We start from the raw sequence: 13,798 nt of genomic DNA, 5'->3' as shown, positions 1-13,798 counted from the left end.
GGCGGCCTGGCGCCGTCCGTCGTGTCGGGCTTTGATCTAGACGAAAGTCGGGGCAAGGTCACGCGCCATGAAACAAGATTCGCCCCGCCAGGCGGTCGTGCCGGTGCTGGTGCCGGTTCCGACGGAGACGCCCTATTCCTATGCGGTGCCCGACGATATGACCGTCGTGCCGGGCTCGATCGTTCGCGTGCCGTTGGGGCCGCGCGAGGTAGCCGCGATCGTCTCGGATCAGCCGGCCGGCGCCGTCGACGCCAGGAAGCTGCGGCCGATCTCGGCGGTGTTCGATTGCCCGCCGCTATCTGGCGAAAGCCTGCGTTTCATCGCCTGGATCGCGCATTACACGATGACGCCGCCCGGCATGGTGGCCCGCATGTTTCTGCGCGCGCCCGCTGCGCTCGATCCGGAGCCGCAGGTCGACGGAATTGCGCGTACCGAATGCTTGCCCGACCGCATGACCGCGGCGCGCGGCCGCGTGTTGGAGATTGCCGAGACCGGCTCCGGCTGGACCCGGCCCGGATTGGCGCGGGCGGCGGGCGTGTCGGCGAGCGTGATCGAGGGGCTGAGGGCCCAGGGTGTCTTCGAGAACGTCGTCTTGCCGCCGCGACCGGTGGTGGCCGACCCGGATCCTGCCTTCAAGCAGCCGGATCTTTCCAGCGATCAGGTCGCGGCCGGTCGGGAGTTGCGCGCGATGGTCGAGCAGGGCGGTTTCGGCGTCTGCCTGCTCGACGGGGTAACCGGATCGGGCAAGACCGAAGTCTATTTCGAGGCCGTCGCGGCGGCCATCCGCCAGGGCCGGCAGGTGCTGATCCTGCTGCCGGAGATCGCGCTCACCCATGCCTTCCTTGAACGGTTCCAGGACCGGTTCGGCGCCAAGCCGGCCGAATGGCACTCCGACCTGCCGCCGCGCATGCGCGAGCGGGTCTGGCGGCAGGTAGCGGAGAATCAGGTCCGTGTCGTCGCCGGTGCGCGCTCGGCGCTTTTCCTGCCGTTTCGCGATCTCGGCCTGATCGTCGTCGACGAGGAGCACGACCCGTCCTACAAGCAGGAAGACCGGGTGTTCTACAGCGCCCGCGACATGGCGGTGGTGCGCGGCCATCTCGGTGGGCACCCGGTGGTGCTGGCCTCCGCCACGCCGTCGATCGAAAGCCGCTACAATGCCCAGCAGGGCCGCTACCGGCGCGTGGCGCTTCCCGCCCGCTTCGCCGAGGCGGCGCTTCCCGAGCTCGACACGGTGGACCTGCGCCGCAAACCGCCGGCGCGCGGCGGCTTCCTGTCGCCGGTGCTGATCGACGAAATCGCCAAGACCTGGCGGCGCGGCGAACAATCGCTGTTGTTCCTCAATCGCCGCGGCTATGCGCCGCTGACGCTGTGCCGGGTGTGCGGACACCGCTTCCAGTGCCCGGATTGTTCGAGCTGGCTGGTTGAGCATCGGTTTCGCGGTCAGCTTTTGTGCCATCAATGCGGCTACGCCGAACCGCGCCCCGAAGCCTGCCCTTCCTGCGGCGCGCTCGATCATCTCGTCGCCTGCGGGCCGGGGGTGGAGCGGATCGCAGAGGAGGTGGTGTCGCATTTTCCCGATGCGCGCTCGATTGTTCTGTCGTCCGACCTTGCCGGCGGCGTACGGCGGCTGCGGCTGGAACTGGAGGCGATCGAAAAGGGCGAGGCCGACATCGTGATCGGCACCCAGCTCGTCGCCAAGGGGCACAATTTCCCGAACCTGACGCTGGTCGGTGTGGTCGATGCCGATCTGGGCCTGGCCAATGGCGATCCGCGCGCGGCCGAACGCACGTTCCAGCTCCTGTCCCAGGTTACCGGCCGGGCCGGTCGCACCGGCAAGAAGAGCAAGGGCCTGTTGCAGACCTACCAGCCCGACCATCCGGTGATGCGGGCGATCGTCTCTGGAGACTGGGAGGCGTTTTACGAGCGCGAGACGGCCGAGCGCGAGCGTGCCGGCCTGCCGCCTTTCGGCCGGCTTGCCGGCATCATCGTCAGCGCGGCAACGCGCGCGGAAGCCGAAGGCCATGCGCGGGCGCTGCGCCGCGCCGCGCCCGGCGATGCGGGGATCGTCGTTCTCGGCCCGGCCGAGGCGCCGCTGTCGCTGGTGGCCGGGCGCTACCGGTTTCGGCTCATGGTACAAGGCGGGTTGCGGGCCGATCTGCAGGCCTTCCTGCGAGCGATGGTCAAGGCCGCGCCGTCGCCGCGCGGGTCGGTCCGGGTGCAGATCGACATCGACCCGCAGAGTTTTTTGTAGGGACGGGCCGGCCATCGGACCTGCGAAAAGTTGCCGACAGGCATAACCCGTCGCGACCGGAGCGGAGAAGACCCGGCATGCAGAAGCTCGAAGTCGTGGCGCGGTTGTTTCCGCAGATCGAAAGCGGCGCGAAACGCTCGACGATCCGCTGGCGCGAAACCCCGATCAGGCCCGGCCCGATGATCTATGTCTGCCAGGACGCGCCGGAACGCACCTTGGTGGTCGAGGTGACCCGGGTGACCAGAATGCCGCTGCGCGCCGCCGCAGCCTTCGTCGGCAGAAAGGACGAATGGTCCGCCCCGGTCATGCTCGCCGGCATGCGCGAGCACTATCCCGACATCGGGATCGACGCCGTTGTCGAAGTGATCGAGCATCTGCCGCCGTCGCAGCCGGCCGGACGCGGGACGCGGAGCCGTGATTGACCGGGGAATGCGCGGCACCGGTGTCCGTCGGCGGTTTGCATTGGCGTCCGCTTCTGTCAAAGTCGCGCTGGAAACGGGGAGGACATCGATGAAGTTCCTGGCACGGGCGCTTGCCGGATCTGCCCTACTGGCCGCCGCGCCGGCGGCCGCGAACCAGCCGGTCGTGACCGATATTCACTGGCCCTATATCGACAGCTATTGCACATTCTGGCGCAAGGACCACAGCTTCAATTTCAACGATCCCGAGAGCTGGCGCTTCGTCTTTTTCACGCAGAAAGACGGCCTGCACGAGCCCTATCCGGAAACGGGCTTCATCGCGCTCGGCCATCAATTACGGCAGCTCGAACTGGTGTCGGCCACGAAAGTGGAGACCGGCGAGGAAAGACGCTATCGCAGTCTGGGGGCGTCCCAACACGATGTCGTCGTCACGATGACGGCCGGCGAGGCGGGGACCGAATCGACCGGTTATACGGGCACGATCGCGGTCGACGGCCCCTACGGATCCGAGACGGTCGCCTTCCAGGGCGATTGCGGGGTGTGAACGTGGGGCGGTTGAGACGCTCGGCGGTGGGTCAAGTCCCGCCGCGACATTCCGGGGGGATTTGATGGATTTCGCTTTTCCAATGCCGACCAGCAATGGCGAGTGGCTCGCCTGGAGTGCCGCGGCGATCACGGTTTTTTTCGGCCTGGTGCTTTTGTTCGCGCCGCGGCTGTCGTTGCGGCTGCTGCGGCTCGAAACGGCGGCCGGCCATCCCGAGGCGGTCTCCGAAGCCCGGGCCACCATGGCCGGCTTCTATCTCGGGGTCGGGCTGTGCGCGATCCTTCTGGCCCAGCCATTCATTTATCTGACGCTGGGCGTATCCTGGCTGTTTACCGCCTTCGGCCGCATCATCTCCATGCTGTCGGATAGGGGCGGTACTGTCTTCAATTGGGTGAGCCTTGTCGTTGAGTTGGCGCTGGCGGTGCTGCCTCTCGCCTTCGTCTTCGGTTTCCTGCCCTGATTGCGGGCGGCCGCTCCCTCAGCGCGCACGGATGCGACAATAGTGCCGGAACGGCGATGTTTCGGGTTGTTGCGAGTCACGGAAGCGTGTGCTAGACGGCAAGCGACTTTCGACCGGGGGATACGGCGCGTATGCCGTAGCGGTCGAGATTTATCAATAAGGTCAAAGGTTTAGCCGGCTTCTCACGCTTGCGCAAAAAACTTGCGGCCTTCCCAGGAAGAGAAGACCGTTCGTGGCACAGTCTAACTCACCCGTTTCCAACGTCGCCGAGCGCTATGCGGGCTCGCTTTTCGATCTGGCTCTTGAGGCCGATTCGGTTTCGCTCGTCGAAAAGGAGTTGGGCGAATTCGAGGCGCTTCTTGCCGGTAGCGCGGACCTGCGGCGCCTGATCACAAGCCCGGTCTTTTCGGCCGACGATCAGTACAAAGCGGTTTCCGCCATCGTCGAAAAGGCCAAGATCGGCGGACTTTTCGCAAATTTTCTTCGGGTCGTCGCCAGGAATCGCCGGCTTTTCGCCGTTCCCGGCATGATCGAAGCGTTCCGGCGCATCGCCGCCGAGAATCGTGGCGAGGTGGCCGCAGACGTCACCTCTGCGCATGATCTGACGGCCGCGCAGCGCAACGAGCTGGAAACGACGCTGAAAGGCGTGGCCGGCAAGGATGTGGTGGTCAATCTGACCGTCGATCCCTCGCTTCTCGGCGGGCTTGTCGTGAGGATCGGCTCGCGGCAGATCGATACGTCGCTCAAAACCAAACTCAATTCGCTCAAGCTTGCACTGAAAGAGGTCGGCTGATGGATATCCGGGCCGCGGAAATCTCCGCAATTCTCAAGGACCAGATCAAGAATTTCGGCAAGGAAGCCGAAGTATCGGAGGTCGGTCAGGTTCTGTCCGTTGGTGACGGTATCGCTCGCGTGTACGGTCTCGACAATGTTCAGGCCGGCGAGATGGTCGAGTTCCCCGGCGGCATTCGCGGCATGGCGCTGAACCTGGAAAGCGACAATGTCGGCGTTGTGATCTTCGGTGCCGACCGCGACATCAAGGAAGGCGACACCGTCAAGCGGACCGGCGCCATCGTCGACGTCCCGGTGGGCCCGGGCCTGCTTGGCCGCGTGGTCGACGCACTCGGCAATCCGATCGACGGCAAGGGTCCGATCAAGGCGACCGAACGTCGCCGCGTCGACGTCAAGGCGCCCGGCATCATTCCGCGCAAGTCGGTGCACGAGCCGATGTCGACCGGCCTGAAGGCCATCGACGCGCTGATCCCGGTCGGTCGTGGCCAGCGCGAGCTGATCATCGGCGATCGCCAGACCGGCAAGACCGCCATCGTTCTCGACACGTTCCTGAACCAGAAGCCGCTCAATGACGGCGACGACGAGAGCCAGAAGCTCTATTGCGTCTATGTCGCCGTCGGCCAGAAGCGCTCCACCGTGGCCCAGTTCGTCAAGGTGCTGGAAGAGCGCGGCGCGCTCGAATATTCGATCGTGGTCGCGGCCACCGCGTCCGATCCGGCGCCGATGCAGTTCCTGGCGCCGTTCGCCGGCTGTGCGATGGGCGAATATTTCCGCGACAACGGCAAGCACGCCGTGATCGCCTATGACGATCTGTCGAAACAGGCGGTCGCCTATCGTCAGATGTCGCTGCTGCTGCGCCGTCCGCCCGGCCGCGAAGCCTATCCGGGCGACGTCTTCTACCTGCATTCGCGCCTGCTCGAGCGCGCGGCCAAGATGAACGACGACAACGGCGCCGGTTCGCTGACCGCGCTGCCGATCATCGAGACCCAGGCCAACGACGTCTCGGCCTATATCCCGACCAACGTGATCTCGATCACCGACGGCCAGATCTTCCTGGAGACCAATCTGTTCTTCCAGGGCATCCGTCCGGCCGTGAATGTCGGCCTTTCGGTGTCGCGCGTCGGCTCCTCGGCCCAGATCAAGGCGATGAAGCAGGTTGCCGGCTCGATCAAGGGCGAACTCGCCCAATATCGCGAGATGGCCGCATTCGCCCAGTTCGGTTCCGACCTCGACGCCGCGACGCAGCGCCTCCTCAACCGCGGCGCGCGCCTGACCGAGCTCTTGAAGCAGCCGCAGTTCTCTCCGCTCAAGACCGAAGAGCAGGTTGCGGTGATCTTCGCCGGTACGCAGGGTTATCTCGACAAGCTCGCGATCGCCGATGTCGGCCGGTTCGAGCAGGGCCTGCTGACCCATCTGCGCACCGAGGGCAAGAGCGTTCTGGACGCCATCCGCAAGGAAAAGGCGCTGTCGGACGATCTGCGCGACAAGCTGAAGGCGCAGATCGACGCCTTCGCGAAGAACTTCGCCTGAGGCTGACGGAACCCGCGTTATGGCGTCACTCAAGGACCTCCGCAACCGCATCGCCTCCGTGAAGGCGACGCAGAAAATCACCAAGGCGATGCAGATGGTCGCCGCGGCGAAGCTGCGTCGCGCGCAGGAGGCGGCCGAAGCAGCGCGGCCCTATTCCGAGCGCATGGCCGTCGTGCTCGCCAACATCGCCAATGCGGTGTCCGGCACCGACGCCCCGCCGCTGATGACGGGAACGGGCAAGGACGACGTGCATCTGCTCGTCGTGTGCACGGCCGAACGCGGCCTGTGCGGCTCCTTCAATTCGCAGATCGCGCGTCTGGCGCGCGAGCACACGCGCAAGCTCCTGAGCGCGGGCAAGACCGTCAAGATCATCTGCGTGGGCAAGAAGGGCTACGACATCCTTCGCCGCGACTACGCTAACTTGATCGTCGAGCGCGTCGATCTGCGCGAGGCCAAGCAGATCGGCTTCGCCCATGCCGACGGCGTCGCCAGGAAGGTGATCTCGCTGTTCGACGCCGGCGAGTTCGACGTCTGCACGCTGTTTTATTCGCAGTTCAAGTCGGTGATCAGCCAGATCCCGACCGCGCAGCAGCTCATTCCCGCCAAACCCGCGACCGAAGCCGCGGGCAACGAGGTGTCGAATGGCGGCAGCGTCTACGAATACGAGCCGGACGCGGGAGAGTTGCTCAGCGATCTCATTCCGCGCAACATTGCCGTGCAGGTCTTTTCCGCATTGTTGGAGAACGCGGCCGGCGAAATGGGCGCCAAGATGAGCGCGATGGACAATGCCACGCGCAATGCCGGCGACATGATCAACAAGCTGACGATCACCTACAACCGTCAGCGGCAGGCGCAGATCACCAAGGAACTGATCGAGATCATTTCGGGCGCGGAAGCGCTCTAGGCGCGCGGCGCCGCCCTGTTGCGGCGGCGCGGCGTCTCGAACATTAAGGACCGAAGAGGCACAGAAGATGGCGAAAGCAGCGACCCCCAAGAAGACGACGGCCGCATCCGCCTCCAAGGCTGCGGCGAAGCCCGCCGCGGCACGGAAGCCGGCGGCCAAGGCCGCCACCAGCAAGGCGACTGCCACCAAGAAGGCCGCCGGCGCCGCGACCGGCCGCATCCATCAGGTCATCGGCGCGGTCGTCGACGTTTCCTTCGACGGCGAGCTGCCGGCGATCCTCAACGCCCTCGAGGCGGAGAACCAGGGCAACCGTCTCGTGCTCGAGGTGGCGCAGCATCTGGGCGAAAACACCGTGCGCTGCATCGCCATGGACTCCACCGAGGGTCTGGTGCGCGGGCAGGCGGTGCGCGACACCGGCATTCCGATCGCGGTTCCGGTGGGCGACGCCACACTCGGCCGCATCATGAACGTGGTCGGCGAGGCGATCGACGAGGCCGGGCCGGTCAAGGGCGACGGCACGCGCGCCATCCACCAGCCGGCGCCCGAATATATCGACCAGTCGACGGAAGCCGAGATTCTGATCACCGGCATCAAGGTCGTCGACCTGCTCGCGCCTTACGCCAAGGGCGGCAAGATCGGCCTGTTCGGCGGCGCCGGCGTGGGCAAGACGGTCTTGATCCAGGAGCTGATCAACAACGTTGCCAAGGCGCATGGCGGCTATTCGGTCTTCGCCGGTGTCGGCGAGCGTACCCGCGAGGGCAACGACCTCTATCACGAGATGATCGAATCGGGCGTCAACAAGGACCCGCACAAGAACAACGGCTCGACCGAAGGTTCCAAATGCGCGCTGGTGTTCGGCCAGATGAACGAACCGCCCGGCGCGCGCGCGCGCGTCGGCCTGACCGGGCTGACGGTCGCCGAGCATTTCCGCGATCAGGGCCAGGACGTACTGTTCTTCGTCGACAACATCTTCCGCTTCACCCAGGCGGGTTCGGAAGTGTCGGCGCTGCTCGGCCGCATCCCCTCGGCGGTGGGCTACCAGCCGACGCTCGCCACCGACATGGGCGCGCTGCAGGAGCGCATCACCACCACCCAGAAGGGCTCGATCACCTCGGTGCAGGCGATCTACGTGCCGGCCGACGATTTGACCGATCCGGCGCCCGCGGCTTCGTTTGCGCATCTGGATGCCACGACGGTGCTGTCGCGCGCGATCTCGGAAAAGGGCATCTACCCGGCCGTCGATCCGCTCGACTCGACCTCGCGCATGCTCGATCCGCGTATCGTCGGCGACGAGCACTATGCTGTCGCCCGCCAGGTGCAGGAGATTCTTCAGCGCTACAAGTCGCTGCAGGACATTATCGCCATTCTGGGCATGGACGAGCTGTCGGAAGAGGACAAGCTGACGGTGGCGCGCGCCCGCAAGATCGAGCGCTTCCTGTCGCAGCCGTTCTTCGTGGCCGAGGTCTTCACCGGCAAGTCGGGCAAGTTCGTCGATCTGCCGGATACGATCAAGAGCTTCAAGGGATTGTGCGAGGGTGAATACGATCACCTTCCCGAGGCGGCCTTCTACATGGTCGGCACGATCGAGGAAGCTGTGGAACAGGGCAAGAAACTCGCCGCGGAAGCGGCCTGAGCCCGACCCGACGAGACTGCTTCGCGGCCAGGCGTCGCGAAGCCCTGAAAGCACGATGAAACAGGCAGGTCACTGATGGCCGAGAGCTTCAAGTTCGAACTCGTCTCTCCAGAGCGGCTTCTGGTGTCGGAGGACGTCGAATCAGTCGTCGTTCCGGGCGCGGAAGGCGAAATGACGGTGATGGCCAAGCATGCGCCGGTCATGACCACCGTTCAGCCGGGCGTCGTGACGGTCAAGTCCGCGGCCGGCAAGGCCGACCGCTATGTCGTGTTCGGCGGTTTCGCCGATATTCTGCCGGAAGGCTGCACGTTGTTGGCCGAATCGGCGACCCATGTCGACGATATCGACCGTGAAGGGCTGGCTCGCCGCATCCAGGATGCGCGTGAGGACGTGTCCGACGCCAAGGACGAGGAAGCCCGCACCAGGGCCGAGGCCTATCTGGCCCAGCTCACCACGCTGGAGCGCGCGATCCTGCCGGCATAAGGCGGGGCACGAGCGCCGACCACACCCCATAAAGACATACGAGACGGTCGTTGGTGCCCCCGACGGCCGTTTTGCTTTTGGTACGCCGGCGGATAGGCGCGGATCTTGGCGCAGACCGGGTCTGTGTTCCCATCGGCCGCGACGATGCCGGGAACCATCGCCCGGACGCGGCGTTGGCCTTCGACCGTTTGGGGAAGTCAAGGGCGGAGCAGTTGCGCCCGCGTTGACCCGTGACCCGAGACGCCTGCCAGAAGCGGCTTGACCTTCCTGTTTCTGGAAGGTGGAGAACCGATCCTGCAATATCCACGCGGTCCGGGAGCGACTACCATGAGCCGACACCAGACGAAATCGCCAGGCACGAAACAAGCTGCGTGCTGCGGCGGCCATGCACAGGCTTCCGGCGCGGACGGGGAGATCGTGCGCGATCCGGTGTGCGGCATGCTGGTCGAGCCGGAAACCGATACGCCGAGCCTCGACTATGGCGGTCACGTCTATCATTTCTGTTCGCAACGCTGTCGCGACACGTTCGAAGGCGCGCCGGAAGATCACATCAGCGCGACCGATCCGGTGTGCGGCATGGATGTCGACCGTGCGCGGGCGGAGCATTTCCACCGGCACGACGGCAACGGGTACTATTTCTGCTCGGCCCGCTGTCTGGACAAGTTCCAGGCCGCGCCACAAACCTATCTCGACGGGCGCGCCGAACCGGCGCCGATGCCCAAGGGAACACTCTATACCTGTCCGATGCACCCCGAGATCGTACGTGAAGGGCCGGGGTCGTGCCCGAAATGCGGCATGGCGCTCGAGCCGATGGGCGTGCCGACAGGCGAGGAAGGCCCCAATCCGGAACTGGTCGACTTCACCCGCCGGCTTTGGGTCAGCGGCGCGCTTTCGGTGCCGCTCTTGATCATCGCGATGGGGCCGATGGTCGGTCTGCCGGTTCGCGAGTGGCTCGGCAGCCGCCTCGCGGTGTGGATCGAACTCGTTCTGGCGACCCCGGTCGTACTGTGGGCGGCGATACCGTTCTTCGTGCGCGGCTACCAGTCGATCGTCAACCGCATCCCGAATATGTGGACCCTGATTTCGATCGGCGTCGGCACGGCCTATCTCTACAGCGTCGTTGCGACGCTGTTTCCCGACCTGTTTCCGCAACAGTTCCGCAGCCATGGTGGCGCGGTACCGGTCTATTTCGAGGCGGCCGCGGTGATCGTTGCGCTGATCTTTGTCGGCCAGGTGTTGGAACTGAGGGCGCGCGAGCGTACCGGCTCGGCGATCCGCGCTTTGCTCGATCTGGCGCCGAAGACGGCGCGTCGCATCGACGCCGACGGCAACGAGGAAGACGTGCCGCTCGAATCGATCGTAAAGGGCGACAGGCTCCGGGTGCGGCCCGGCGGCAGCGTGCCCGTCGACGGCGCGGTGCTGGAAGGGCGTTCGTCGATCGACGAATTGATGATCACCGGAGAGGCCGTGCCGATCGAGAAGGTGGAGGGCGACCAGGTCACCGCCGGCACGCTCAACCGCAGCGGCACGCTGGTGATCGAGGCGCACAGGGTCGGCGCCGACACGGTGTTGTCCCAGATCGTGGAGATGGTTGCGAAGGCCCAGCGTTCGCGTGCTCCGATCCAGGGCCTGGCCGACCGCGTGTCCTACTACTTCGTTCCCGCCGTGGTGCTGGTCGCGGTGGTGGCGTTTGGGGTGTGGGCGCTGTTCGGTCCGCAGCCCAGCATGGTCTATGCCATTCTCGCTGCTGTGTCGGTGCTGATCATCGCTTGTCCATGCGCGCTCGGGCTGGCCACGCCGATGTCGATCATGACGGCGACCGGGCGCGGCGCGCAGGCCGGCGTGCTGATCAAGGATGCCGAGGCGCTGGAACGATTCGCCGCCGTCGATACGCTGATCGTCGACAAGACCGGTACCCTGACCGAGGGGCGGCCGAAACTCACCGATGTGATCGCGGCCGACGGCTTCGACGAGGACGACATATTGAGTCTGGCCGCGAGCGTGGAAAAAGGCTCGGAGCATCCGCTCGCCGAGGCGATTGTTGAAGGCGCCCGCCAGCGCGACCTTTCGCTTGCCGATACCAAGGATTTCGACGCCGTTACAGGTAAGGGCGTGCACGGTTCGGTAGCAGGCCGCAAAGTGGCGCTCGGCAACCGGGCGATGATGGAGGATCTGGGAATCGGCACCGCGGCGCTCGAGGCCAGGGCCGACGACCTGCGCGCCGACGGCAAGACGGCGATGTTCGTCGCGGTCGACGGCCGCCTTGGCGGGCTGGTAGCGGTTGCCGACCCGATCAAGGAGACCACACCCGCTGCGATCCGGGCGCTGCACAAAAGCGGACTTACCGTGATCATGGCGACGGGCGACAATGAGCGAACGGCCAGCGCCGTCGCCAGGACGTTGGGCATCGACGATATTCGTGCCGGATTGCTGCCGGAGCAGAAGCAGGCGCTGATCGAGGAGCTGCGCGCCGGTGGCGCAAAGGTCGCCATGGCCGGCGACGGCGTCAACGATGCGCCGGCGCTGGCTGCCGCCGACGTCGGTATCGCCATGGGCACCGGCGCCGATGTCGCGGTGGAGAGCGCCGGCATCACGCTGGTCAAGGGCGACCTCAATGGCATTGTGCGCGCCCGCAAGCTGGCCAGGGCGACAATCCGCAACATTCGCGAGAACCTGTTCTTCGCCTTCGTCTACAATGCGCTCGGTGTTCCGGTGGCCGCCGGCGTGCTCTATCCTCTGCTGGGCATGTTGTTGTCGCCGATGATCGCGGCGGCGGCGATGAGCCTGTCATCGGTTTCCGTGATCGGCAACGCGCTGCGGTTGCGCAGTCTCGACTTGAAATAGGACCGACGATGGGCCAGATTGATGAGGCTTCCTGTTTTAGGAAGGTTTGTGCTGTTGAACGGGAACTGATGAGATGAATATCGGCATCGCTTCCGAACGATCCGGCCTGCCGGCCAAGACGATCCGTTATTACGAGGATATCGGGCTCTTGAAGCCGGATCGCGGCGACAATGGCTATCGCGATTATTCGACCTCCGATGTGCACCGACTGCGCTTCGTTCAGCGCGCGCGGGGATTGGGCTTTTCCGTCGCGGAGTGCCGGCAATTGCTGTCGCTTTACGACGATACCGGCCGCGAGAGCGCGGACGTCAAGGAGATCGCGACAGCGAAACTGGTCGAGATCGACCGCAAGATCGCCGAACTCAAAGGGTTGCGCGACGTGCTCAGCCATCTGGTCGAGCATTGCCACGGCGATCATCGTCCGGATTGTCCGATCATCAACGAGTTGGCCGGCGGGCAATCGGCGTCATGATGGTGGGCGCCGTTACCCGCGTCGTCGCTGCTTCCCGCCAGACGGTTGGGAGGAGGCGAGCCGACGCGGCGCGCGGAATGGCCTGATGGGGCGGACACCGTGAGCCCCGTCAGTGACCAAGAACGCTCCGGCGTTTGCGTGGTGACGGCCGGCGGTCCCTATCCCTGGATCATTGTCAACGCGCTCGCACGGCGGTACGGAGCGATCGACGTCGTCAAGGAGGATGGCGAACCGCAACTCGCCTTCCTGCGCCGGCGCGCGCGGAAGACCGGCTGGGTCTCGCTTGCCGGACAGTTTTGCACGATGGTGCTTATCCGGCTTGGCAAACGTCTGTCGACACGCCGGATCGCGGGAATCGTGGCGACGGAGAGGCTCGAGACCGCGCCCGGTCCCGGCCAGAGCATCATACGCGTCGCGTCGGTCAACAGCGACCGCTTCGTTCAGGAAATCGACCGGCTGAAGCCGCGCGTCGTGCTTCTGGCCGGCTGTCGCATCGTCAGACCATCGGTTCTGGCGCGGCTATCCTGTCCGGTGCTCAACTATCACGCCGGCATCACACCGGCCTATCGCGGCATGAATGGCGGCTATTGGGCGCTGGCCATGGGCGATCGGGAGAATTTCGGCGCCACCGTGCATCTGGTCGATGCCGGCGTCGACACCGGGATGATCGTGCGCCAGGTGCGCGGCTCGCCCGAACCCGGCGACACGATCATGACCTATGCCCACCGGCTGGCGGCGCTATCGCGCGATATGTGCGTGGAGGCGGTCGGCGATGCGCTTGAAGGCAGGCTTGCGCCGCGCGCGCCCGAGGGGCCGTCGCGGCAATGGTATCATCCCACCATCTGGTTCTATTTGTGGACCGGGCTGAAACGCGGCGCGTGGTAGCCAACCCCGGCCGCCGACAGACGGGCCGCGCGCGGTCGCGGCCGCCCTCAGGCGGCGAGATGCCGGAATGCGGCGATCACCGCGTCGTAGACGCCGCGCTTGAACGGCACGACCATGCCGGGCAGGTCGCTGAGCGGCTTCCAGGCCCAGGCGTCGAATTCCGGCTCGTGTCCGCCGGGCGGCGGGTTGATGCGGATTTCCCTGTCTGAGCCGTCGAAACGGAACGCGTACCATTTTTGCGTCTGGCCGCGATATTTGCCCTTCAGCGCGACGCCGACGAGGTGATCGGGCAGGTCGTAGTCGATCCAGTCCGGCGCTTCGGCAAGCAGGCTGACCGTTTCCATGCCGGTCTCTTCGAACAGTTCCCGACGCGCGGCCAGAAGCGGTTCCTCGCCCTTGTCGATCCCGCCTTGCGGCATCTGCCAGAGCTTGTCGGAGCCGGTCATCTCGCCGTCGGGAACGTGGATGCGCCGGCCGACCCACGCATGGCCGTCCCGGTTCAACACGACAATGCCGACACAGCGCCGGTAGGGCAGCGCGGTATTGCGCGCCGCGGTGTTCTCTCTTGCCATTGTGCGGTG

Annotated in this window: 13 protein-coding genes; 12 read left to right on the top strand and 1 reads right to left on the bottom strand. The window is 65.5% G+C overall.

The window, feature by feature from the left end; all coding sequences use genetic code 11:
- The first annotated feature begins 67 nt into the window (after nucleotides 1-67).
- The 12 genes from ACT2B0_RS17660 to ACT2B0_RS17605 all read left to right on the top strand — a co-directional run bounded on the left by ACT2B0_RS17660 (nucleotide 68) and on the right by ACT2B0_RS17605 (nucleotide 13,217).
- Nucleotides 68-2,251, top strand: a complete 2,184-nt coding sequence (locus tag ACT2B0_RS17660) for a primosomal protein N' (RefSeq protein WP_473459644.1) — start codon at nucleotides 68-70, stop codon at nucleotides 2,249-2,251.
- A 77-nt stretch (nucleotides 2,252-2,328) separates the two neighbouring features.
- Complete coding sequence (locus ACT2B0_RS17655) at nucleotides 2,329-2,673, top strand: ASCH domain-containing protein (protein WP_473459643.1); 345 nt, start codon at nucleotides 2,329-2,331, stop codon at nucleotides 2,671-2,673.
- 88 nt (nucleotides 2,674-2,761) lie between these two features.
- Nucleotides 2,762-3,214: a hypothetical protein gene (locus tag ACT2B0_RS17650; protein WP_473459642.1), complete on the top strand. Its 453-nt coding sequence runs from the start codon at nucleotides 2,762-2,764 to the stop codon at nucleotides 3,212-3,214.
- A 64-nt stretch (nucleotides 3,215-3,278) separates the two neighbouring features.
- Nucleotides 3,279-3,674: an AGROH133_08824 family phage infection protein gene (locus ACT2B0_RS17645; protein ID WP_473459641.1), complete on the top strand. Its 396-nt coding sequence runs from the start codon at nucleotides 3,279-3,281 to the stop codon at nucleotides 3,672-3,674.
- A 232-nt stretch (nucleotides 3,675-3,906) separates the two neighbouring features.
- The gene (locus ACT2B0_RS17640; protein ID WP_473459640.1) at nucleotides 3,907-4,467 is read left to right on the top strand and encodes a F0F1 ATP synthase subunit delta; all 561 of its coding nucleotides are present in this window, start codon (nucleotides 3,907-3,909) and stop codon (nucleotides 4,465-4,467) included.
- Nucleotides 4,467-5,996, top strand: a complete 1,530-nt coding sequence (gene atpA, locus ACT2B0_RS17635; RefSeq protein WP_473459639.1) for a F0F1 ATP synthase subunit alpha — start codon at nucleotides 4,467-4,469, stop codon at nucleotides 5,994-5,996. The genes ACT2B0_RS17640 and atpA overlap by 1 nt, the downstream gene beginning before the upstream one ends.
- A gap of 19 nt (nucleotides 5,997-6,015) precedes the next feature.
- On the top strand, nucleotides 6,016-6,900 hold the full coding sequence (locus tag ACT2B0_RS17630; RefSeq protein ID WP_473459638.1) for a F0F1 ATP synthase subunit gamma: 885 nt from the start codon (nucleotides 6,016-6,018) through the stop codon (nucleotides 6,898-6,900).
- A gap of 67 nt (nucleotides 6,901-6,967) precedes the next feature.
- Entirely contained in the window at nucleotides 6,968-8,533 is a 1,566-nt protein-coding gene (gene atpD / locus ACT2B0_RS17625; protein ID WP_473459637.1) for a F0F1 ATP synthase subunit beta, read from the top strand.
- A gap of 75 nt (nucleotides 8,534-8,608) precedes the next feature.
- Nucleotides 8,609-9,016 carry a F0F1 ATP synthase subunit epsilon gene (locus ACT2B0_RS17620; RefSeq protein ID WP_473459636.1) on the top strand — a complete coding sequence of 136 codons (408 nt, stop codon included), beginning with the start codon at nucleotides 8,609-8,611 and terminating at the stop codon, nucleotides 9,014-9,016.
- Nucleotides 9,017-9,343: 327 nt separating this feature from the next.
- On the top strand, nucleotides 9,344-11,860 hold the full coding sequence (locus tag ACT2B0_RS17615) for a heavy metal translocating P-type ATPase (RefSeq protein ID WP_481658418.1): 2,517 nt from the start codon (nucleotides 9,344-9,346) through the stop codon (nucleotides 11,858-11,860).
- A 73-nt stretch (nucleotides 11,861-11,933) separates the two neighbouring features.
- Nucleotides 11,934-12,332 (top strand): Cu(I)-responsive transcriptional regulator, encoded by a 399-nt coding sequence (gene cueR / locus ACT2B0_RS17610; RefSeq protein ID WP_473459634.1) that lies wholly within the window; start codon nucleotides 11,934-11,936, stop codon nucleotides 12,330-12,332.
- Nucleotides 12,333-12,431: 99 nt separating this feature from the next.
- Complete coding sequence (locus ACT2B0_RS17605) at nucleotides 12,432-13,217, top strand: formyl transferase (RefSeq protein WP_473459633.1); 786 nt, start codon at nucleotides 12,432-12,434, stop codon at nucleotides 13,215-13,217.
- Between the two features lie 47 nt (nucleotides 13,218-13,264).
- Here the strand turns inward: ACT2B0_RS17605 and ACT2B0_RS17600 are convergent, their stop codons facing one another.
- Nucleotides 13,265-13,789, bottom strand: coding sequence for an RNA pyrophosphohydrolase (locus ACT2B0_RS17600; RefSeq protein ID WP_473459632.1), 525 nt, complete (start codon nucleotides 13,787-13,789; stop codon nucleotides 13,265-13,267).
- Nucleotides 13,790-13,798 lie beyond the last annotated feature (9 nt).

It is taken from the genome of Nitratireductor sp. J20-h4, assembly GCF_056780505.1.
This window is presented reverse-complemented; position numbering and strand designations above follow the sequence as displayed.